Source organism: Collimonas sp., assembly GCF_039923675.1.
In the GTDB taxonomy this organism is placed as follows: domain Bacteria; phylum Pseudomonadota; class Gammaproteobacteria; order Burkholderiales; family Burkholderiaceae_D; genus Collimonas.
Genome location: NZ_JBDTCG010000017.1, coordinates 218,212 through 239,447, shown reverse-complemented (window position 1 = coordinate 239,447; position 21,236 = coordinate 218,212). Strand labels below are relative to the sequence as shown.

24 protein-coding genes and 2 tRNA genes are annotated in these 21,236 nt (G+C 58.1%); 7 read left to right on the top strand and 19 right to left on the bottom strand.

The window, feature by feature from the left end:
* Window positions 1–250 precede the first annotated feature (250 nt).
* A complete protein-coding gene (locus ABI171_RS04910) occupies window positions 251–838 on the top strand; it encodes a c-type cytochrome (protein ID WP_348091485.1) in 588 nt (195 codons plus the stop codon).
* Between the two features lie 77 nt (window positions 839–915).
* On the opposite strand, the gene ABI171_RS04905 is transcribed toward ABI171_RS04910, so the two are convergent.
* The 9 genes from ABI171_RS04905 to ABI171_RS04865 form a co-directional block, all read right to left on the bottom strand.
* Window positions 916–1,617 carry an OmpA family protein gene (locus ABI171_RS04905; RefSeq protein ID WP_348091484.1) on the bottom strand — a complete coding sequence of 234 codons (702 nt, stop codon included), beginning with the start codon at window positions 1,615–1,617 and terminating at the stop codon, window positions 916–918.
* A 58-nt stretch (window positions 1,618–1,675) separates the two neighbouring features.
* Entirely contained in the window at window positions 1,676–2,059 is a 384-nt protein-coding gene (locus ABI171_RS04900) for a hypothetical protein (protein WP_348091483.1), read from the bottom strand.
* A 14-nt stretch (window positions 2,060–2,073) separates the two neighbouring features.
* Window positions 2,074–2,460, bottom strand: a complete 387-nt coding sequence (locus ABI171_RS04895; protein WP_348091482.1) for a phage holin family protein — start codon at window positions 2,458–2,460, stop codon at window positions 2,074–2,076.
* A 24-nt stretch (window positions 2,461–2,484) separates the two neighbouring features.
* The gene (locus ABI171_RS04890; RefSeq protein ID WP_348091481.1) at window positions 2,485–2,787 is read right to left on the bottom strand and encodes a DUF883 family protein; all 303 of its coding nucleotides are present in this window, start codon (window positions 2,785–2,787) and stop codon (window positions 2,485–2,487) included.
* 174 nt (window positions 2,788–2,961) lie between these two features.
* Complete coding sequence (locus ABI171_RS04885) at window positions 2,962–3,471, bottom strand: hypothetical protein (RefSeq protein WP_348091480.1); 510 nt, start codon at window positions 3,469–3,471, stop codon at window positions 2,962–2,964.
* 134 nt (window positions 3,472–3,605) lie between these two features.
* Window positions 3,606–4,016, bottom strand: a complete 411-nt coding sequence (rnk, locus tag ABI171_RS04880; protein ID WP_348091479.1) for a nucleoside diphosphate kinase regulator — start codon at window positions 4,014–4,016, stop codon at window positions 3,606–3,608.
* Between the two features lie 139 nt (window positions 4,017–4,155).
* On the bottom strand, window positions 4,156–4,647 hold the full coding sequence (locus ABI171_RS04875; RefSeq protein WP_348099221.1) for a TonB family protein: 492 nt from the start codon (window positions 4,645–4,647) through the stop codon (window positions 4,156–4,158).
* Between the two features lie 99 nt (window positions 4,648–4,746).
* Window positions 4,747–5,256, bottom strand: coding sequence for a carboxymuconolactone decarboxylase family protein (locus tag ABI171_RS04870; protein WP_348091477.1), 510 nt, complete (start codon window positions 5,254–5,256; stop codon window positions 4,747–4,749).
* A 149-nt stretch (window positions 5,257–5,405) separates the two neighbouring features.
* On the bottom strand, window positions 5,406–5,951 hold the full coding sequence (locus ABI171_RS04865) for a peroxiredoxin (protein WP_348091476.1): 546 nt from the start codon (window positions 5,949–5,951) through the stop codon (window positions 5,406–5,408).
* Between the two features lie 421 nt (window positions 5,952–6,372).
* Here ABI171_RS04865 and ABI171_RS04860 point away from each other — a divergent pair.
* Both ABI171_RS04860 and ABI171_RS04855 read left to right on the top strand, forming a co-directional pair.
* A tRNA-Val gene (locus ABI171_RS04860) sits at window positions 6,373–6,448 on the top strand.
* A 33-nt stretch (window positions 6,449–6,481) separates the two neighbouring features.
* Window positions 6,482–6,558, top strand: a tRNA-Asp gene (locus tag ABI171_RS04855).
* Between the two features lie 298 nt (window positions 6,559–6,856).
* On the opposite strand, the gene ABI171_RS04850 is transcribed toward ABI171_RS04855, so the two are convergent.
* A complete protein-coding gene (locus ABI171_RS04850; protein WP_348091475.1) occupies window positions 6,857–7,369 on the bottom strand; it encodes a hypothetical protein in 513 nt (170 codons plus the stop codon).
* Window positions 7,370–7,698: 329 nt separating this feature from the next.
* On the opposite strand from ABI171_RS04850, the gene ABI171_RS04845 reads away from it, so the two are divergent.
* Window positions 7,699–8,829: a GGDEF domain-containing protein gene (locus tag ABI171_RS04845; protein WP_348091473.1), complete on the top strand. Its 1,131-nt coding sequence runs from the start codon at window positions 7,699–7,701 to the stop codon at window positions 8,827–8,829.
* A 57-nt stretch (window positions 8,830–8,886) separates the two neighbouring features.
* Here the strand turns inward: ABI171_RS04845 and ABI171_RS04840 are convergent, their stop codons facing one another.
* The 3 genes from ABI171_RS04840 to ABI171_RS04830 all read right to left on the bottom strand — a co-directional run bounded on the left by ABI171_RS04840 (window position 8,887) and on the right by ABI171_RS04830 (window position 12,357).
* Window positions 8,887–9,786, bottom strand: coding sequence for a recombination-associated protein RdgC (locus tag ABI171_RS04840; RefSeq protein WP_348091472.1), 900 nt, complete (start codon window positions 9,784–9,786; stop codon window positions 8,887–8,889).
* A 180-nt stretch (window positions 9,787–9,966) separates the two neighbouring features.
* Window positions 9,967–10,254, bottom strand: coding sequence for a DUF4404 family protein (locus ABI171_RS04835; protein WP_348091471.1), 288 nt, complete (start codon window positions 10,252–10,254; stop codon window positions 9,967–9,969).
* A 39-nt stretch (window positions 10,255–10,293) separates the two neighbouring features.
* Window positions 10,294–12,357, bottom strand: a complete 2,064-nt coding sequence (locus ABI171_RS04830; RefSeq protein ID WP_348091470.1) for a UvrD-helicase domain-containing protein — start codon at window positions 12,355–12,357, stop codon at window positions 10,294–10,296.
* Window positions 12,358–12,493: 136 nt separating this feature from the next.
* On the opposite strand from ABI171_RS04830, the gene ABI171_RS04825 reads away from it, so the two are divergent.
* A complete protein-coding gene (locus ABI171_RS04825; RefSeq protein ID WP_348091469.1) occupies window positions 12,494–12,973 on the top strand; it encodes an SRPBCC family protein in 480 nt (159 codons plus the stop codon).
* Window positions 12,974–12,992: 19 nt separating this feature from the next.
* On the opposite strand, the gene ABI171_RS04820 is transcribed toward ABI171_RS04825, so the two are convergent.
* Together ABI171_RS04820 and ABI171_RS04815 are read right to left on the bottom strand one after the other, a co-directional pair.
* On the bottom strand, window positions 12,993–13,619 hold the full coding sequence (locus ABI171_RS04820; RefSeq protein ID WP_348091468.1) for a response regulator transcription factor: 627 nt from the start codon (window positions 13,617–13,619) through the stop codon (window positions 12,993–12,995).
* Window positions 13,612–14,991 carry a cache domain-containing protein gene (locus ABI171_RS04815; protein WP_348091467.1) on the bottom strand — a complete coding sequence of 460 codons (1,380 nt, stop codon included), beginning with the start codon at window positions 14,989–14,991 and terminating at the stop codon, window positions 13,612–13,614. The genes ABI171_RS04820 and ABI171_RS04815 overlap by 8 nt, the downstream gene beginning before the upstream one ends.
* A 231-nt stretch (window positions 14,992–15,222) precedes the next feature.
* Between ABI171_RS04815 and ABI171_RS04810 the strand changes: the two genes are divergently transcribed.
* Both ABI171_RS04810 and ABI171_RS04805 read left to right on the top strand, forming a co-directional pair.
* Entirely contained in the window at window positions 15,223–17,295 is a 2,073-nt protein-coding gene (locus tag ABI171_RS04810; RefSeq protein WP_348091466.1) for a carbon starvation CstA family protein, read from the top strand.
* A 10-nt stretch (window positions 17,296–17,305) separates the two neighbouring features.
* Window positions 17,306–17,506: a YbdD/YjiX family protein gene (locus ABI171_RS04805; protein WP_348091465.1), complete on the top strand. Its 201-nt coding sequence runs from the start codon at window positions 17,306–17,308 to the stop codon at window positions 17,504–17,506.
* Window positions 17,507–17,595: 89 nt separating this feature from the next.
* Here ABI171_RS04805 and ABI171_RS04800 read toward each other — a convergent pair whose 3' ends face one another.
* From ABI171_RS04800 to ABI171_RS04785, 4 genes are all read right to left on the bottom strand, one after another.
* On the bottom strand, window positions 17,596–18,126 hold the full coding sequence (locus tag ABI171_RS04800; protein ID WP_348091464.1) for a DUF6622 family protein: 531 nt from the start codon (window positions 18,124–18,126) through the stop codon (window positions 17,596–17,598).
* 134 nt (window positions 18,127–18,260) lie between these two features.
* Window positions 18,261–19,082, bottom strand: a complete 822-nt coding sequence (locus tag ABI171_RS04795; protein ID WP_348091463.1) for a GntR family transcriptional regulator — start codon at window positions 19,080–19,082, stop codon at window positions 18,261–18,263.
* A gap of 283 nt (window positions 19,083–19,365) precedes the next feature.
* The gene (locus ABI171_RS04790; protein ID WP_348091462.1) at window positions 19,366–19,872 is read right to left on the bottom strand and encodes a hypothetical protein; all 507 of its coding nucleotides are present in this window, start codon (window positions 19,870–19,872) and stop codon (window positions 19,366–19,368) included.
* Window positions 19,869–21,071, bottom strand: coding sequence for a glycosyltransferase (locus tag ABI171_RS04785; protein ID WP_348091461.1), 1,203 nt, complete (start codon window positions 21,069–21,071; stop codon window positions 19,869–19,871). The genes ABI171_RS04790 and ABI171_RS04785 overlap by 4 nt, the downstream gene beginning before the upstream one ends.
* Window positions 21,072–21,236 lie beyond the last annotated feature (165 nt).

Below are 21,236 nucleotides of genomic sequence, written 5' to 3'. Positions count from 1 at the left end.
GCGACCCTTGGCTTCGGAGGCCAATACTCTATCCACTGAGCTACAGCCGCATGAGAGGAACGGTGAAGAGGCATGAAGGATACCGTTTTTCTGCGCGCGCGTCCACGTAAAGCAACTGTTGTTCGTTCCAAATAGTATTTATTGCGACTATAATCAAGGGTTTGGCGAGGGATCGTGGGCTGTTCTGACAGTTTGAACGGTTTTTTGGCGCGTATCCGGCTACGGCTTTGAAAATTGCACTGAGGGAATTATGAGCGACGCACAAAACGAAGAACATCAATCCGCGATCAAGACGCCTAAGCAACTGATCATTGCTATTGCAGCCGGTTTTCTGGTACCTATCATTTGCATCGTCTTGCTGGTGCAATATGTCACTGCCGGCAAGAAGGTCGGCGCTGGTTCCGAAGGACAGACGCCGGAGGCGATCGCTGCCCGTATCCAGCCGGTCGCCGACGCCGGTTTCACCTTCAAGGATGTCAACGCGCCCAAGCAGTTGCTGTCCGGCGAAGAAGTCTTCAAGTCCACCTGTTCCGCTTGCCACGCAACCGGCGCAGCCGGTGCTCCCAAGGTCGGCGATGCCGGCGCCTGGGGTCCGCGTCTGGCCGACGGCTATGACAAGGTGGTTGGTTATGCCATGCACGGTTTGCGGGCAATGCCGGCCAAAGGCGGCAATCCTGATCTGGACGATATCGAAGTGGCGCGCGCAGTGGTCTACATGGCTAACCAGTCCGGTGGCAAGTTCAAGGAGCCTGAAGTTCCGGCGCCGGCTGCTCCAGCCGCAGCTGCCGATGCTTCTGCAAGTGCGGCAGCTTCTGCTGCAGAGCCGGCAGCAAAGTAATTCGGCGTAGCCGGTCGTAAAAAAAGCCAGTCAATATATTGACTGGCTTTTTTTTGCCCAAGACCTTGGATTAGAGATCAATAGGCGCGTGCTTGCGGCTGCATTTGTCCCTGCTGTTGGGCAGGAGCCGGTTCGCGGACAAAGATTTCAGCACGGCGATTGACCGCACGATTGGCAGCCGTATCGTTGGCGACCAGAGGCTGCGTGGAACCGAGGCCGTCCGAGGTGATGCGGTTCGGTGCGACGCCGCGGCTGCTCAGATAGCTGCTGACATTCTGCGCGCGCTGACGTGACAACGGATTGTTGATGGCGTCCGTGCCGGTACTATCCGTGTGGCCATAGACTTCCACCAGGGAGGCCGGGTTTTGCACCAGGGTTGTCGCCAGCTGGTCCAGGATCGGGCGCAGGGCTGGATTGAGATCGGCGCGTCCGGTTGCAAAACCGGTATCTGCAGGCACGTTGACCTTCAGACGGTTATCCGCAGTTTGCGTGACTTGCACATTGGTGCCGGCAGTCGCTCTTTCCATCGCCAGTTTCTGGTCTTGCTGGTGCTTGCCCCAGATATTGCCGCCAACCGCGCCAATCGCAGCGCCAATCGCAGCGCCGGCAGCTGTCCGTCCAGCGCCGCCGGGGCCGGCGATGCCGCCTACCAGGCCGCCGAGAACCGCGCCGGCGCCGGCGCCATAAGCGGTTCCGCGCTGGGTCTCCGTCATGTCGGCACAACCTGCAGTTGCCATGGTCACTGCCAGAACCAGAGCGCCTAATTTGAATTTATTCATGGTCTTTCCTCTCGAAGATTGAGACAGCATCAGAAAAAACGGTGTCTCCGGCTGGAGATCACCGTAGTTCATCATCCGTTGTTTCCTTGCTATTTCTACTGCTGACAAAAACGGCGCCGCCGATTGCTGCGATTACTGCAGCGCCGATTAAAAAGGGTTTGCGCGTGGCGCGCCTGGAGAGCCAGGACACACCGGTCACCAGCAGCGGCAACATGGCCGGCAAATTGCTGGCCTTGAGCGCGCTTGAAGTGCCGATCAAGGAAGAGGCGATGCCGCTGGCGCGCCCCAATAGAACGGTCGCCAGCGATCTGGTGTTGAGATTGGCGCGAACGATATCGCGTGAATGCAGCATTTCAGCGCGAAAGATAGCACCTTCCGCCAGCAGTTTCTGCTTGCGCTCGGCGGTTGAAAGGTGGCTGTCCAGTCCTGCGTATCGGCTCATGTCGGGTTCCGTGCTCAAAGTAGGGCGTCGCGATCTTTGCGCAGCTCGGCCATGGTGACTGGCAAACCGAGCCGGCCCTGGCGCAAGACGCTGCGTACATACAAGGCCGAACCGATCGCCACCAGGGTAAAGAATGCACCCAGGATCACCAGTATTTTCCAGCCCATGGATTCCCACGCCAGCACTACTACCAGAGCGCTCCAGAAGGCCAGGGCAAACCACAGCGCGACAATGCTGAGCGCGCAGATCAGGAACAGTTTCAGCAGGTGCGAGCCGATCTCTGAAAACTCCAGAGCGGCCAGCTCGATGCGGCTGATCACCAGCGCAAACATGTTCTTGGCGGTGCCGACCAGCCCGGACACCAGACCCGGACTGCCGTGCTTGGGTTGTTGTGGGTTCATGCGTGCCTGACAGTTATGCTGCGTTTATTTACGGGAAATGGCCAGGCCGAGCAGCAAACCGATACCGCCGGCGATCGCGATGGCGCTCCACGGATTTTCCTGGACATAGTCGTCGGTCGTGGCGGCGATCTCCTTGCCGGTTTCGATTGCAGCTGCTTGCACGTCTTGTGCTTTAGACACAGCCGCGTCAAGTAGTTCCAAACCTTTTTGACGCAGGTCTTCGGCTTTCTCGCCGGTGGTCGCGGCGGCTTCGCGGAACAGTTCCTGCGCATCCTTGACCAGGCTACGGACGTCGCTGCGGGTGGTTTTCAGGGTGGATCTGTGCATTGTGTGGCTCCTTGATTCGTGGTTTTTCAGTATAGCGAATACCCGCTATGACGGCTGTGGCCGGGTTAGCTTAAGCAGTGTCAACGATAATACAGGCTACTGTGCCAATCTGCCAACAATGTGTCCATGCCGGCAAATGTGCACAGATTGGCGCAGGTAACAGACAATCTGCGGTTATTTCTTGTCGCGCAGTTCCGCGATCTTTTCAATATTGCCGATCTGGATAACGATGGGACGCAGCGTAATCGTCGCTTGCGCCGGACGCCAGGCAAACAGCCATTCGTGATGGGGGGCGTCGCGCTTGGGTTTGGTAAATGTCGCTCCCAGCGGGCTCGGCTGGCCATAGCAGATGGCGGCGTCGATCCCGGCCCAGCTGGGCAGCACGCGCTGGGCGGCGCGATGAATCAGTTCGCCGAATTCTTCCGTGTTGTGAATCACCAGGCAGCAGTCGGCCGGCGCAAAGGCGCTGAACAGGCTGGCGTCGTCGCTGCTGCTCATGCTCAGCGTCAGCAACTGCGGCAGGGCTTTGGCGCCCGAGTTGCGTGGATGGTGCAGGTTACTGATCTGCAGGCTTTCTGCGGGCGGACGCAGGCGGAATTCTCCGAGCGTCAAAGAGCGTTCCAGCCATTGCCGCTCCGAATAGCGGTAGAGCTTGGGAGGGCGTTGATAATCTGCGCTTAACATGATGACCTGTCTTTACTTTTTGCGTAATTTTGCGTAACTGACGCGATGGCTCGACGTCTTGAAAACTTGCGACGGCAGCGTTGCCGGCTGCTGCGCGATTGCGAATGCGGTTAAAACTGAAACCAAGGCTCAAACTAAAGATGGAACTCGCCGTTGGCTTCCGGCTGGTAGGTCACGTCCAGGATCCGCAGTTGCAGAGGACGGCCGCCCGGCCCTTGCCAGGAAATCGATTGTCCGACCGACAGGCCGAGCAAGGCGCTGCCGACCGGCGCCAGGATCGATACCGCGTCCGGCGGATTGGACGCGCTCGGATAGGCCAGCGTCAGGTCGTATTCGACCTTGCTGACATCATCGATGAAGCGGACCGCGGAATTCATGGTGATCAGGCCCGGCGGAATTTGTTCCGGATCGACCACGGTGGCGCGGCCCAGTTCTTGTTCCAGGGCATCGATGCCCGGCAGGTTCCGGTAGGCGGCCGATGCCAGCAATTGTTCAATGCGTTCCAGGTCGAAGCTGGAAATGGTGATTGGCGGCTTGATATCCATTACTGTGCTGTCTCGTAGAAAAAGGGGATATGGGGCGAACGCGATGTGTTGAAGAGCCACTCGTAGCGGCTCCTTGCGTTCTGGCTGGTAGCTCGATGGTAGGCGAGAAGCGCGCGCGAAGCAAGTCTGGCTGGCCGCGCTATTCGTCCATCTGCCGTTCGGCGATCGAGCGCAGCTGGAAACGGCCGTCGTCATTGAACAGCCAGCTTTCGGCGATCTCGACTTCGCCGCGCCGCAGGAATTTGCTGTCGGGTTTGGGGAAGGGCGCGGCTTTACGCACCGCGGCCAGCGCGCTGGCTTCCGCCTTGCGGTCTTTATTTGTGCGCAGGATTTCCGCGCGCAGCAACTGGCCGTCGGCATTCACATAATATTTCACCACGATCACGGCGCGCAGCAGCGCTTGCGGCCGGCCGATATAGACCTGGGTCGAATTGACGGCGACGATTCTCTGCGCCAGCGCGCTTTTGTAGTCATCCATCGTAGTGGCGGTCGAGGTGGCGTCGGGGGTAGTAGCCGGCAGCGGCGGAACTTCTACCACCTTGCTGGTGCAGGCCGCCAGTAGCAATGCCGCCGCGCAGTACAAACCTGAATTGATTCTGGCGTTCATCGCGGTCTCCTGGGGTGCGCGCATGGCTCTTCCCTCATTTTAGGCCGAGAGCGGCCGCCTGCCAAAATAAAAAGCCATCGGCTTGCGCGGATGGCTCTTAAGCGGATAAGACCGATGCCCGGATCAGCTGAGTTTGATCAATTTGCTGGTGGCGTTGACCGCTGCCGCCAGCTTGCCGATATCGCGCAGCTCCGCCGGCGTGATGCCCAGCTTTTTCAGTTCGGCGATATGGCCGGTGATGCAGCCGCGGCATTTGCCGACAATCGATGCCGCCAGCGTATAGATTTCGAAGTGCTTCTTGTCGACGCCGCCATGGGTGGCGTAGCCTTGCATGCGGATTTGCGGCGGCTGGGTTTTCAACTCGGCGTCATCGGCCAGTTCCAGGTAGCTGTACCAGATGTTGGTCATGCCCATGATGGCCGCCGCGGTCTTGGCTGCGGTGGCTTCGGCTTCGGTAGTCAAACCCTGGAACGCTTCAACCAGTTGCGGGCTGCCGGCCGAGATTGCCGCTGCAATGCCTGCGGCCGCTGCGACTTCCGGCGCCAGGCCGGATTTGTTCAAAGCGCCATCAAGGGTGATCCAGACGTCTTTGGCATACGACGGGATGGCGTCGCGTAGTTGAAGCATATCCATGGTTTCTCCTTAAATACTGAATTCAAATCGTGTTTGTAGGCGAGGCGCCGGCGTTAGCCAGGCCCCGTTACAGACGTTTGTTACATTACTGAATTGCTGTCGGCATCAAACCGGATCAAGCGCACGGCGCTTGATCGAATCCGGATGGATTACAGGGTTTCGCCGCCAGGAGCGCGATTGCAGGCGCACAGTTCGCCAGTTTGCAGAGCGTCCAGGATGCGCAGTGTTTCTTCAGGATTACGGCCGACGTCCAGATTGTTGACAGTAACGTGCTGGATGACGTTGTTCGGGTCGATGATGAAAGTCGCGCGCAGTGCAACGCCGGCTTCGTGGCGAATGCCCAGCTGGTCGATCAGACTGCCGGTCGTGTCGGCGAACTGCCAGTTGCTCAGCTTGCTCAGGTCAGCGTGTTCGCGGCGCCATGCCAGTTTCACGAATTCATTGTCGGAAGAACCACCCAGCAAGACGGCATCGCGGTCTTCGAAGTCGCGGGTCAGCTTGTTGTAGGCAACGATTTCAGTCGGGCAGACGAATGTGAAATCCTTTGGGTAGAAGTACAGGATCTTCCATTTGCCAGGAAACGAAGTTTCGGTGATGGTTTCAAACGCCGATACGCCGTTTTCTTCAGGCAGGTTGAAGCCAGGCTTTACGCCTTCGACCTTGAATGGTGCGAGAGATTGTCCGATTGTTTTCATCGTGGTGCCCTTTTGATAGTAAAATTTAATTATATACAATTCGTTGATAGCATTAATTGTATATTTCTATGAGGACGATAGATCGTTGCTGCGCCGCCGCATGAATCAACACCGCGTACAACGATCTGCGTCAGGTACGGAGCTGCGACTGGTTACGACAGTCGACATGAACCCGGCGTTCCTTTTTCTGGAAAACCAATTCAGCCGAAAGAATAGCAGAGTGCGCCGGACCGCGGGCCCGCCGCATGGCGATTTCATGAGCGGGATTTGTGAGGCTACAAGGGGAAATGCGGGGCTAGGGAAAATTTTTTAAACAATTTTTGACGAAGCGCTAGTTTTTTTAAAAAAACCATTGTACAATCTGCCCCCTTCAGGCGTAGTGACATACGCAAGAAAATTTGGCTGACTAAGTGTGCATTTTGGGTGCTTAGCTCAGTTGGTAGAGCGGCGCCCTTACAAGGCGTAGGTCGGGAGTTCGAGCCTCTCAGCACCCACCAAGTAGCCAAATGATCTTAATGAAGAGTAGTTTAGGAGTGGTAGTTCAGTTGGTTAGAATACCGGCCTGTCACGCCGGGGGTCGCGGGTTCGAGTCCCGTCCACTCCGCCAAGAATACAAATGCCCGCGCAAGCGGGCGTTTTTATTTCAGAACCCGATTTCATATTCCCGCCAGGGGATATCACTCTGCGGAGTGGAGAAAGCCGCCTGCGCGGCTTTCGGCGGGACGCGAAGGGCTGCGCTTGCAAGCGCAGCAGCGGCCTGCGACATGTAGGAGAGTCCCGTCCACTCCGCCAAGAATACAAATGCCCGCGCAAGCGGGCGTTTTTATTTCCATGGTCAATTTGCTTGGAACGTAAAAAAAGACGACATTATGGTCGTCTTTTTTTGCCTGAATTTTCCTAAATTCTTAGAAGCGATCGCCGATAGTCCTGGTAATCGCAGTCCCTTCCGATTTTTGCAGCATCACCTTGCCATTGCGTATCACCAGCGTTTCCACGCTTTTATCCCTGGTCTCGGCAACCTTGCCGATCGGTCCGATCGCCATGCTGACATTGGTCGCCAGCTTCACCTCGGCGCTACGCTTGTCCCGGCCGATCTCGATATGCTCGATGTTTATCTGGTAATTGGCCGACAGCATGCCGCCGGTGTGGGCCATGCTGTCGAACATCTTGTCGTATTTGTCGCAGGTCTCCTGCTTGTCGGCGTTTTCCTGGATGCGGCCCTGGCTGGTCGAATTGATGCCGGTACGCGTAAAATCCTTGGTCAGCATGGCGCACAGTTCTTTGCCGCGGCCGTTCAGTACGTGTTCGGTGGCGGTATCGTAAAAGCGCGTAACGGCAGTCTCATCGATGCTATTTTGACGATTCCAGTACCAACCGCCTATCCCGACAGCAACTAATAACAAAATAATGACTCTCATATTCCCCTGATCCCTTTAAATCACTAAAGACGCTCTGTTTTTCGGTCCTGTTTGCGCCGCTCTGCTTCCATACCTGAATCAGGATAGTCAGATGCGGCTTAATTTTCCGATAAGCTATAGAGTATCTGTTGTGCAACAATTTTGATACATTACTCAACCCCGCATTCGTGCGCTCCCCAAAACATGGCATTATTGTTCCCCTTTAGTGTCATGTCCTGCATCCATTTCTCCCAAAAAAATGAATTGCTGTCTGTCATGCGTGGCTGCTTGTCGCCAATACGGCTGAAGAAACCAGTGGCAACAATGGCGTTCAAAGGAAATTCGGGGAAATGAAAGCGCAACGACGAAAAGAAGTGAATGCGATGGCATTAGGCATGCTGGGGAGAGTCGCCCTGAGCGGGGTGGTGGACGCCTTGCTGCTATGGGGATTTGCCCATGCCGGCGTGATCCAGCCGGAAATCGCGCTGCTCTACGGCATGGCGGTGGTGGTGGTGACCGTGATCTTCTACATGCTGATCAGAAGCGGCTACCAGCGCCGTTCTAAAGATCCTGGCCTGACTTTCCCGCAAGTGGCGATGGCTTTGCTGATGCAGACCGGCTTTTTGATCCTGGCGCCTCAGGTCGGCTACTTGTTCCTGATCAATTTCTTCGTTATCTACGCCTTCGGTGCTCTAGGCCTCAGTACTTTCTGGAACGTGGCGAGCTGGCTGATCGGTTCGCTCGGGCTGGTGCTGGCGTTCAGCCTGGTGGGCTCGCACCTGCAATTCCCGGTCGGCAGCAATCTTAGCCAGCTGCTGGTCTGCCTGTCGTTCATTCTGACGCTGGGCCGTTGCATCTACCTGGCCAATATGCTGAGCCGCATGCAACGCAAGATTACCGAGCAGAACCTGCAACTGGTGAAGTCCATGAAACGGGTACAGGAGCTGGCCACCCGCGACGAGCTGACCAATATCGAAAACCGCCGTTCGCTGATGGAAATCCTGGCGGTCGAGCAGAAACGCTTCCAGCGCGGCGGCACGCCGTTCTGCATTGCCATCCTGGATCTGGACGGCTTCAAGTCGGTTAACGATAATTTCGGCCATGCGGCTGGCGACATGGTGCTCAAGACCTTCGTCGAGATCGTCCGCAACGAGATGCGCCTGAGCGACCACTTCGCCCGCTACGGCGGCGACGAATTCGTGCTGGTGCTGACCGGCACCACGGTGCGGGAAGGCGTGACTGCCCTCGACCGCATCTGTGCGGAGACGGAAATGTACGACTGGAACAAGTTCGGCAAGGACATCATCCTGACGGCTTCCATCGGGATTACCGATTTCCGCCCTGGCGAGAGTATCGACGAAGCGTTCCAGCGCGCCGACATGGCCTTGTACGGCGCCAAGGCCGCAGGCCGCAACCGCGTCATGATCAGCCCGGACAGCTTCGAGTCTTCCGACGGCGGTACCACCATCCGGGCTTTTTAAGCCGAACGACCTCTTGCCGCGATGCTTCAACGTCTTTGAAGCATTGCGCCATCAACTTCAGACCGCCGGTTCGCCACCCAGCGCAAACACGATATCGTTGAGCATCTTGCTCAGCTCGCCGGTCATCAGCATCATGTCGGAATCGAAACGTTCGTCGTCGTTCTTGCTGCTGGTGTCGTTGCCTTCCTTCAGCACGTCCAGCGGCGCGATGCGCTTGATCGCCAGCGATTCGGTCAGCACGAAGGAGATATGGTCGGCCCAGGTCATCGCCAGCCGCGTGCATTGCTTGCCGGAGGCGATGTGGCGGCGGACGTCGTCGGCTTCGATGGTGTGGCGCACGTAGCGCACGGTGGCCTTGCTTTCGCCGGCGGCGCGCAGTTCGGTGTCCTGGTCGACGGTAAAACCGTGCGGCGCTTCGTCCGAGGCCAGCCAGTTGGTCATCGAAGTCAACGGCGAATGCACGGTGCGCAAACCGGAAATCTGCAACTTGTCGACCGAGCCCAGCAGCAGCTTGAGGATTTCTTCCGCCTTGGTCGGGCTAGCCGCATCAATCACCAGCCAACCGTTGACCGGATCGATCCAGACCCAGGTATTGCGCTGGATGCTGAACGCGCGCGGCAGCAATTCGTCGGTAACTTGTTCCTTGAGGTCTTTCAGCTGCTTGCGGCCGGGTGCATAGCCTTGCTGTTCTTCGATTTCGGCGGCGCGCGCCTTGGTGACCTGGTTGACGACGGTAGCGGGCAATAATTTCTTTTCCGTGCCCAGCAAGATCATCATCTGGCGATTCACGGTGTGCACCAGCATGCCGTTTTCGCGCGGCGACAACCAGCCCTGGCTTTGCAATTCCAGGCTGCTGCACTTGGCGAATGCCTGCGGCGCCAGGAAAGCTTCCAGCTGTTCGGCCGAAATGGCCCATGGTGCGGGGATACGGTAGATCTGAAGATTCTTAAACCACATAATGTTCCAATAAATAAGCAATCAAATAAGCAATCGCAGCACACGGCTTCATGGCCACACGCTGTGCGGCGATTTAGGCCGTATCCGATAGGTTAACGTTACGTAACGGGGGAGTTTGAGGCGTTCTTGGCGATGGCAGACAGGGCTGGCCCCGCCTGCAAAGTCAGATTGACTGGGTAATCAGATACCCATGTTGGTCAGCGTATCGGCGATTTCGCGCAATACCGGTTCCAGGTGCGGATGTTTCACCGCCAGGCGCGCCGAAATGCCTTGGGCGCGTTCCACCAATTCGGAACGGATGCCTGGCGCCGGCGCGGCCACTGCGGCGGTATCCGGGGATTTCAGCAGCTGCTGGATGTCGGTATCCAGGGTTTGCAGCAAAGTCTTCAATTCGCTATCCACCGTGCCGTTGCTCTCCAGCGTGGCGCGGAGCTTTTCCAGCGAGGTCTTGATGTTGTCTATGCTCATTTGTTACTCCTGATGGGTTTCGCTGTGATGCCTATCATCTCATGCCGCTCTCGGCTTCTGCAACAAAGCCTTCAAATTGGCCAGACGATTCTGCGGCGTGATCTGTTCGGCCTCGGTCGGCATGGCGTCGCCCTCGTCCAGCTTCATTTCCTTGACGAAGCGCGATATTTCGCAAACGATCGATTCGCCGGCGCGTTTACGCTTCTTGCACCAGCTGACGTGCAGGCTGCGCTGGGCGCGCGTGATGCCGACATACATCAGCCGCCGTTCTTCTTCGATACGGGCGGCGATGGTTTCCGGCGGCGCATCGGGATCGCCCTTGTGCGGCAAGATGCCCTCCTCGACCCCGATCAGGAACACATGCGGATATTCCAGCCCCTTGGAGGCATGCAAGGTCGACATGCGCACCGCATCCGGTTCTTCGTCGCGCCCTTCCAGCATCGACATCAACGCCACCATCTGCGTCAGTTCCAGCAGATTGCGCTCGTCGCCGGCGCCATCTTTGCCGCCGGTGCCTTTTTCTTTCAGCCAGTTGGTGAAATCCAGCACATTCTGCCACTTGCCTTGCGCCGCGCGGTCATCGAAGCTGTCGTACAGATAATGTTCGTAATTGATCTCTTTCATCATGTCGTCCAGCACGGCGGCGGCGTTTTCGCCACTGCCTGAAGGGCCGACGCGGCTGGCGCGGGCTTCCAGCTGGTTGATGAAATGGCAGAATTCGCGCAGCGGATACAGCTGGCGGTCGGTCAGCTTGGCTTCGATGCCGCCCTTGAACACCGCTTCAAACAACGAACACTGCCACTGCCCTGCCACCGTGCCCAGTACTTCCAGCGTGGCCTGGCCGACGCCGCGCTTGGGCGTGGTGATGGCGCGGATGAAGGCCGGATCGTCGTCTTCATTGGCGATCAGGCGCAGGTAACTGATGATGTCCTTGATTTCGGCGCGGTCGAAGAAGCTCTGGCCGCCCGACATTGAATACGGAATCCGCTCGCGCCGCAACGCTTTCTCGAATATCCGTGCCTGGTGATTGCCGCGATACAGGATGGCGTAGTCGGAGAATTTGGCGCGCCGTTCGAAGCGGTGTGCCGACAGCATGATCGCCACCTGCTCCGCCTCTTTCTCGTCATCTTCCATGCCCATCACCTTGATCGGATCGCCGAGGCCGTGTTCCGACCACAGTTTCTTGTCGAACAGCTTGGGATTATTGCCGATCACCGCATTGGCGGCTTGCAGGATACGGGTGGAAGAACGGTAATTCTGTTCCAGTTTGATCACTTTCAGGTCGGGAAAATCGACCTGCAGGGTTTTCAGGTTTTCGATGGTGGCGCCGCGCCAGGCGTAGATCGCCTGGTCGTCGTCGCCCACCGCGGTGAACATCGGCTTCTTGCCGAGCCCGGTCACCAGCAGCTTGACCAGTTCGTATTGGCAGGTATTGGTATCTTGATATTCATCGACCAGCAGATAGCGCAGCCGCCGCTGCCATTTGTCGCGCACCGCCTCGTTGCTGCGGAACAGTTCCACCGGCAGGCGGATCAGATCGTCGAAATCGACCGCCTGGTAAGCCGCCAGGGTCGCCACATAGCTGCGGTAAATCCGCGCGGACTGGGCTTCATCCTCGGTGACGGCATCCTTGACGGCTTGTTCCGGATCGATCAGGCCGTTCTTCCACAGCGATATGGCAGTCTGGATGCGGCGCACCAGCTGCTTGTCGGTGGTGATCGCCAGATCCTGCACGATAGAAAAGCAATCGTCGCTGTCCATGATCGAGAAGCGGTCTTTCAGGCCGACGCCGCGTGCTTCCTGACGCAGGATCTTGACTCCCAGCGAGTGAAAAGTGCTGACCGTGATGTGCTTGGCCTGTTTCGGGTCCTTCAGCAGCTTGGCGATACGCTCCTGCATTTCGGTGGCCGCCTTGTTGGTAAAGGTCAGCGCCGCAATATGCTTGGGGTCGTAGCCGCAATCCTCGATCAGATGCTGGATCTTCTGCGTGATCACGCGCGTCTTGCCCGAGCCGGCGCCGGCCAGCACCAGGCAGGGACCGTCGAGATACTTGACGGCTTCCCGCTGGGGAGCATTCAGACCGAAATTGGGGGTGGACGACATAAGTGACGGCGCAGCGGCGGACCGGAAGGGAGCAAAGCGCTGTATTTTAACAGTGCGCGCGGGTCGGACAAGCTCGGCTCCAGTTCCTGTGCCGAATATGGGACAATCCCCTATCAACTATTTTGCCGGACATGCCATGAAATTCAGCCATCTGATCGAAATCAACGATCCCCTCAACCCGCTGATCGATTCCCTGACCCGCGAGCAGCTATGGCGCGGGCTGGTGATGCGGGCCGAGCAGCCGATGTTGTTCGTCGAACATCTGGATGCTTGCCAGCTGTCGGACAAATCCGTGCAATCGGTCACGCGCGAATTGCGTTATGGAAAAGTAACAGTCAAGGATGTGGTCAGCTATCTGCCGCTGCTGCAGGTACGCTACCAGGTGCCGCAACAGCCGGACATTACCGGCTCCAGCCTGATCATGACGATTGAAGAACCGGAACAGGAAATGCTGTTTGTGCGTTTTGAATATGAAGACGATGCGGTCGAGCGGCAGCCGGCGGCGCAGGCCGAGCAAGAGTTTTACGATGAGTTCCGGCGTTCTGCCTATCAGGAAGCGGATATCGACACCATCCGCATGATTCGCGAACTGGCGGTTGAAGGTAAGCTAGGGTAATAATCGCTGGCACCGCTCTTCAGCGGAAATTATTTTCCACCGCAAACTTGATCAGCTCCGCCTGCCCTTCGATATCCAGCTTGCGCTTGATGTTGAGGCGGTGGGTTTCCACCGTGCGCACGCTTAAATCGAGGTCGCGCGCAATCTGCTTGTTCGATTCGCCGTTGGCGATGTGCTGCAACACCTGGCGCTCACGCGCCGTCAGCAACTGTCCCGGCGTCATCGGCCGCGCCAGCTTCTGCGCCAGCGCCGCGCTGTAGTACATGCCGCCGGAAATCACCGTTTCTATCGCATGCACGATGTCCTTGCCGGGCGCGTCCTTCAGCACATAGCCGCGGGCGCCGGCCTGCACCGATTGCATCAGGTATTCGGTCTTGTCGTGCATGCTCAGGATCAGCACCGCGATTTCCGGGAAGCTGGCATGGAAGCGCGCCGTCAGGTCGATGCCGTTGCTACTGCCGCGCAGGTTGATGTCCATCAGAATCAGGTCGATCGGCTGCTCCTCAGCGCGCTGCAAGGCTTCCTCGGCGCTACCGGCCTCGGCCACGATGGCGAAGCCCGGCACCGCTTCCAACCGCGCGCGCAAGCCGTCGCGCACCAGCGGATGATCGTCGACCAGCATGATCTTGGTAATGGTTTCAGACATAAGATGTGTGGGAAATGGTTGCCAGCACGCGGGTGCCCGCCGTCGAAGACATAATGTCGAGATGGCCGCCGACCGCTTCCAGCCGCTCGACCATATTGCGCAAGCCGATGCCGCGTTTGGGATTGCCGTCGATTTTATCGACATCGAAACCGACGCCGTTGTCTTGCACGGCTAGCGTAATCGCTTGCGGTTGATTTTGCAAAACCGGGCCTTGCAACAGCACCTCGATCTGCGTCGCCTGCGAGTGACGGGCTATGTTGGTCAAGGCTTCCTGAGCGATGCGGAATAGTACCGTATTGGCGACCGCCGGCAGGCCGTCGGTATTGCCGGTGTGCTTGAAGATGATCGGAATGCCCGCATGTTCCAGCCATTCCTGCGTCAGGTGTTCAAGCGCCGCCGCCAGGCCCAGATCATCCAGGATCGCCGGCCGCAAATCGTGCGAAATGCGCCGCACTTCGCCTAGCACGTCATTCAGCTGGCCGGCGGTGCGTTCGAAAGTCGAGCGCGCCGCCGCGGCATGCTGCGGGCAGTTGTCGAGTCGCGTGATGCCGGCTTCGATCTGCAGCTTGATCGACACCAGCCACTGGCTGATGCCGTCGTGCAAATCGCGCGACAGCCGCGCGCGTTCCTCCTCCTGCGAACGCACCACGCGCTGCGCCAGGACTTTCAGCTTGGCGTCCGCCACCCGGTGCTCGCTGATATTCAGCACCAGTCCCGAAGCCCCCACCACCAACGCGCTCAAAATCGCGATACCGGCGATCCACCACATGGTGTTGCGAATATTGCCCGAGACCTGGGCATCAATCTTGTTGAGCGCATCGTCGACATCATCCAGATAGATACCGGTGCCCAGCATCCAACCCCATTTCGGCAGGGCTACTACGTAACCGAGCTTGGGCGCGACATGATGGCTGGAGGGCTTTTCCCACAGATAGCGCTCGAAGCCGCCACCGTTTTTGGCGCGTTCTATCAGGTGCTGGATGGTCATGCTGCCGTTGGCATCCTTCATGTCCCACAGATCGCGCCCGACCAGTTCCGGCTGGCGCGGATGCATCAGGCTCTTGCCTTGCATGTCGTAGATGAAGAAGTAACCGTCGTCGCCATAGGACAGCTTGGCCAGGATCGCCTTGGCTTCATCCAACGTGGCCTGGTCGTTGCGACCGGAATCGTAGAGATGCGCAATCGACCGCGTGGCCAGCGCCACATAGTGCTTGAGCTCCGCTTCCTTGCTGGCCAAATACGCTGCCTGGATCGTTGCGCGCTGCTGCTGGCCGAGCGAAATCGCCTGATGGCGCACCGCCAGCGCGATCGCGCACAGCGCCAGGATCAGCGGAACGATGGCCAGGAAGATGATTTTTTGGCGTAATTTCATGGCGCTACTTTACCCGTAATCGATAGCGATTCTGTAAAAAATGCTATTGGACTTGGTGAGCATTTCATTGCGGGCTAAGTAGTACTACGTAAAAACCTTGCGTAGTTTCTCGCTTGTTCTCGGGCCCTGTATGCCAAATACTTTGGCCGCGGTCATGCTGCCTGGCTGGCGCCGGCGGCACGCTAATAAAAACAACATCTAACAACATTCTTTCCCTCTGGGAGGAGACCAATGAATCGTCTATCTTCAAAAATGGGCTGGCTTGCGCTGGCCCTGCTCGGTGCGTTCGCGTTCGGCTATATCGGCCTGCAGCGCGGCGAATCCATCAGCGCCATCTGGATCGTGATCGCCGCAGTCTGCGTCTATCTGATCGCTTACCGTTTCTACAGCCTCTATATTTCCGACAAGGTGCTGGGCCTGGACGCCACGCGCATGACGCCGGCTTACAAGTACAACGACGGGCTGGACTATGTGCCGACCAACAAGAACGTCTTGTTCGGCCACCACTTCGCGGCGATTGCGGGCGCCGGGCCGCTGGTCGGTCCGGTGCTGGCAGCGCAGATGGGTTATCTGCCGGGCATGTTGTGGATACTGGCCGGGGTGGTGTTTGCCGGCGCGGTGCAGGATCTGATGGTGCTGTTCATCTCGACCCGGCGCGACGGCCGCTCGCTCGGCGACCTGATCAAGTCGGAGCTGGGTGTGGTGCCGGGCGTGATCGCGCTGTTCGGCACGTTCATGATCATGGTGATCATCCTGGCGGTGCTGGCGCTGATCGTGGTCAAGGCGCTGGCGGAATCGCCGTGGGGTACGTTCACCGTGGCGGTGACTATTCCGATTGCGTTGTTCATGGGCGTCTACACCCGTTATATCCGGCCGGGACGTATCGGTGAGATCTCGCTGATCGGCTTCGTATTGCTGATGCTGGCGATCGTCGGCGGCCAGTATGTGCAGGAACATCCGGTGCTGGGCGCCATGTTTACCTTCACCGGCAAGGAGCTGACCTGGATGCTGATCGGCTACGGCTTCATCGCCTCGGTGCTGCCGGTGTGGCTGCTGCTGGCGCCGCGCGACTATCTGTCGACCTTCCTCAAGATCGGCACCATTCTCGGCCTGGCGCTGGGCATCGTCTTCGTCGCGCCGGAATTGAAGATGCCGGCATTCACCCAGTTCATGGACGGTTCCGGGCCGGTCTGGTCGGGTAGCTTGTTTCCTTTCCTGTTCATTACCATTGCTTGCGGTGCGGTCTCCGGCTTTCATGCGCTGATTGCTTCCGGCACTACGCCGAAACTGCTCGAAAACGAGCGCCATGCGCGCTTCATCGGCTACGGCGCGATGCTGATGGAATCGTTCGTCGCCATCATGGCGCTGATCGCCGCATCCTGCATTGAGCCTGGCGTGTATTTTGCGATGAACAGTCCGGCGGCGCTGATTGGCACCACGGTCGAAACCGCTGCGCATGCGGTATCGCAATGGGGTTTTTACGTGACGCCGGAAATGCTGGCGCAGGTAGCCAAAGACGTCGGCGAGCACAGCATCATTTCGCGCGCCGGCGGCGCACCGACACTGGCGGTCGGCATGGCGCACATTCTCTCCAGCATCGGCGGCGGCAAGGTCATGATGGCGTTCTGGTACCACTTTGCGATCCTGTTCGAAGCCTTGTTCATCCTCACCGCAGTGGATGCCGGCACCCGCGCCGGCCGTTTCATGCTGCAGGATCTGCTTGGCACTTTCGTGCCCTCCATGCGCAAGATCGATTCCGTGCCGGCCAGCCTGATCGCCACCGCCCTATGCGTCGCCGGCTGGGGCTACTTCCTGTACCAGGGTGTGGTCGATCCGCTGGGCGGCATCAATACCTTGTGGCCGCTGTTCGGCATCTCCAACCAGATGCTGGCGGGGATTGCGCTGATCCTGGCGACCTGCGTGCTGTTCAAGATGAAGCGCGACCGTTATGCCTGGGTCACCATCGTACCGACCGCCTGGATCCTGATTTGCACCTTGACCGCCGGCTGGCAAAAGATCTTCGACGCCAATCCGCGCGTCGGCTTCCTGACCCACGCCGGTAAATACCAGGCGGCGCTGGCCGATGGCAAACTGCTGGCGCCGGCGAAATCGGTGGCGCAGATGCAGCAGATCATTTTCAACGATTACCTGGATGCCGGGCTGGCGGCGTTCTTCATCCTGGTGCTGCTCAGCATTCTCGGTTTCGGCATCAAGACCGTACTGGCGGCGCGCGCCGCCAACAAGCCCAGCACCAGCGAAACGCCGTTTGAATCGCTGCCGGCGAGCGCTCTGCCCACAACCTGAAAGGTCGGCCATGCTGGATGAAATCGCCAAAGCCGGACGTTATCTCGGACAGACCATGCGGTTGATGGTTGGCTTGCCGGAGTACGGCACCTACGTGACGCACATGGAAAACACCCATCCCGGCGAGCCGATGATGAGCTATGAAGAGTTTTTCAAGGAACGCCAGGAAGCGCGTTACGGTGGCAATGGCCGGGTCGGACGCTGTTGCTAGGCCACCTGCCCTGGCTGTAAAAGGTTAAGCGTCCTATGGGGGATGTTGGTGCCGACCGGTTCGCCGGCCGGCATTTTTTTATTCAGCCATCAACCGTTCAACTGGCCGTTATACAGAATGGCCGATGGCTGCGCATTGCGATACAGGCTGACGATGCGTGACAGGCGGCCGATGAACATGCCGTTGAAAATCCCGTACAGCGAACACACTACAGCTGTAAATACCGGGTCGCGAACGAGTTCCGGATGCATTGCCAGCAGCACGCCTACCGTGTATTTGGTCAAGAAAATCCCCATCATCAACATCAGCGGCAACCAGCTGCCGCGCTGGAACACCACACCGCGGTCCGGATGCGCGGTCACCCGATCCTTCCGGAAAAAAAGCCAGCTGAGAGAAGCCGCGATACCTGCGGGCAGCAACCAGCACGCCAAGGTCAATGGCGTGATGCCGAAATGGCTTGATATACCCTCCCAGGAAAGCGCCAGCATCACCAGCGGAATGATGGACAGCTTTTTCAGCGTGGCTTCACGGTCAACGCTGGCCAGGACGCCGCGATACACCAGGAATGCCAGCAATGCCCATACCCAAAGCGGCGTGTGTGAAATGATTTGTGCAAACATGTTGTGCTCCCGTTGATTGATCTGCTGCGATTATCTGGTCGCCGCAGAGGCGGGAAAAGCGGAAAGCGACGAAGTGCAGGAATACGTCGCGAATCGACGGTCTGGGAGGATGGCGTGCGGCCGGTTTGGCTCTGTTATCGCACTTCCGCGGAGTATTGAAAGCGCTCGGCCGGCACAAAGGAACTGCGCCATTCGACCGGTTCGCCGGCATGGTCTAGCATCAGACGCTCGACACAGATCGCCATGGTCTTGGTTTTCAGCTTGAATACGGCGGCGTTGGCGCGGTTCAAGGGCTTTGCCGTCAAGTCGTCGATGGCGCGCGAGACCAGCACGTCGCATTCGCTCTCATAAATGGGATACAAAAAAGGCGGAGAATTGCTTTTAAGATATTTTTGTAGCTTGCGGAAGCGCGCCAGCGGCAGCCAGATGTGTTCCGACAAGACGATTTCATCATTGAAAGACCTAGTGCGATGTAGGTAAAGGGTTTTGTCGCGCGGCTTGAGCTTGAGCTTTTCCGCTACCGCGGCTGGCGGTATCGCGGTCGTCATTGCGCGGATCTCGGCCACCGGCAGTGCGTCCCTGCTTGTGCCCTTGGCGCGGATAAAATGCAGCATCGAAGAGCGTTCTGCAGCGCGCGCCACAAATGTCCCGCGTCCACGCACGCGGTCGACGATACCGTCATTGACCAGCGTGTCGAGCACCTTGCGCATCGTGCCAACCGCAATTTCATATTCGGCGGCCAGTTTTTCTTCAGACGGCAGCGCTTCATCAGCGGCCCAGCTACGCAAAACGATCCTTTTCAGCAGATCGTCTCGGACCTGCAAATAGCGAGGGAGACGCGGATCAGACGCATTTTCTGGTGAGAGAGACCCGTTTTTTTGCAAGAGAGACGCGTTTTTTTCGTCTTTTTGGAGGTTTTTTTTGGGATTTATTTTCGAATTTACTTGATTAAGCATCAACAGCATTTCAAACTTTGTAAGGGCCCGCAATTTACCAAGTTCCAGCTGTTATTACAATACATATATGCATCTCTACTTCTATACAGAAGTAGAGATGCATATATGTATGAAGTGATGAAAGAAGGCGAAGAGAACACGCGTTCTTCAAATACGGAAGTGCGCAATATGTACAACGACAGAAGGAATGTTTACGTGCTGGCCGCGCCACTGAAGCGACATCGTGAAAAATAATGTCGTTTCAACGGCGGGTAGATTTTTTTTTGAGTGGGATAACGTTAAATCAGTTCTGGCTCAGTGCAACGCGGCTCGGCCGTGGCTTGCGTTCAGCCAGCCACAACAGCACGATCGCCACTGTCGAATAAATCCAGTAATCGACCGGCACGCCGCCCAGCCAGTGCTTGTGCCACGGCACGTCGATCGGGTTGAAGCGCACCAGCCCGTAGGCCGGATTGAGCACGAACCAGAGCCAGTCTTCGCTGATCCAGAACACCATGATGGAGGCCATGATGCGACCCTCGGCGCGCCAGTCCCAGCTGCCGTTGAACCAGATCGGATAGTGGAACATCAAGGCGATGAACGGAAAAATCCAGGCGTGGTAGCCGGTCATGGCGCGGCCGCCCCAGAAGATGTCGAGCAGCCAGTGATGCTCGATGCGCCAGGTCGGCAGATTGGCGGCCCAGCCCGCGGCGCCTTCGATCTGGATTTCGACGTTGGCGAAAAAGAAGGCGGTCAGTGCTGACCAGAACAGCATGCCGAACACGCGGCGAGAAGGTGTGGAAGCAGTCATGGCGAGGATGGAAAGAATGGAGAATCAAGTTTGCTGAGCACCGTTTGCAGCACGGCGCGGCCGGCTTGCGGCCGGCCCAGCGCCAGGCTGCGCTGGCGCAGGCGCTGCAGCAGCTCCGGTTGCTGCAACAACTGCTGCAGCCGGTATTCGAGCGCGGTCAGGTCGATGGCCTTTAGCGCAGCGCCTTGTTCCAGCAGATAATCGGCGTTGCGTTCTTCCTGTCCCGGAATCGGCGAGTGGATGATCATCGGCACGCCCATCGCCAGGCATTCGGAAGTGGTCAGGCCGCCCGGCTTGGTGATCGCCAGGTCGGCGCAGGCCATCAGTTCATCGACCCGGCTGGTGAAGCCGAACGGAAACAGGCGCGTCGGATGCGCCGCCGCCAGCTGCTGCAGGTCGGCCAGCATGGCGGCGTTCTTGCCGGCCAGCGCCACCAGCTGGAAATCGGTCGGTAGCGATAACAATCTTTGTACCGTTTTGTCGAGATCGCCGATGCCGGCGCCGCCGGACATCATCAAGATGATCTTGCGCTCCGGATCAAGCCCGAATTGCTGTGCGCATTGACGCCGCTCCAGCGTCTGGCCGAAACCCGGCATGATCGGAATCCCGGTCACATGTACCGCGTCAGCCGCCAGCCCGCGCGCCCGCATGCGGTAGGCGATTTCCTCGGTGGCGGCGAAATAGCCCCGCATCAGCGGTTGCAGCCACATGCTGTGCAAATCGAAATCCGTGACCTGCACCCATACCGGACATACCACGCGCTGCTTGCCGATTTCACGCGCCAGCAATTCGGCCGGCAGGAAATGGGTGCAGATGATGGCGTCCGGCGCAGCCGCCTGGATCGCCTTGCGCAAGGGGCGGGTGCTGATGCGCTCGATCGCGCGCCGCAGTTTTTGCGTCGGCGAACTGCTCAGGGCTTTATCGCTCTTTTGATAAACATAGCCCCACAGCGCGGGATGGCGGTTCACCAGATGCAGATAGAAGTCGGTATACACCGCGCGGAATCCGGCGGGGACGAAATCCATGGCATCCAGGTGGATCGCCTCGGTATCCGGGAATTCGGCGGAGGCGTAAGCCCTCAGCGCTTCGGCAGCGCGCATGTGGCCGGCGCCGGCGGAAACGCTTAACAGCAGTAGTTTGCGGGGGCGGGACGGGGTTGCGGTGCCGCTGGCCGGCGCGTTCTTTAGCATATGAATCATCTGCTCCGGCCATCAGTGTATGTCGTGTATATCGCCGGCAATGCAAAAGTGACTACTTTCAAGCATACTCCTTGCAATCTGATCTCTGGGCCCGCGATAGCGGCCAATGACGTTGATGATAGGGATAAATCAACGCTGAGTAAAATGACATTTATGACAAACAAT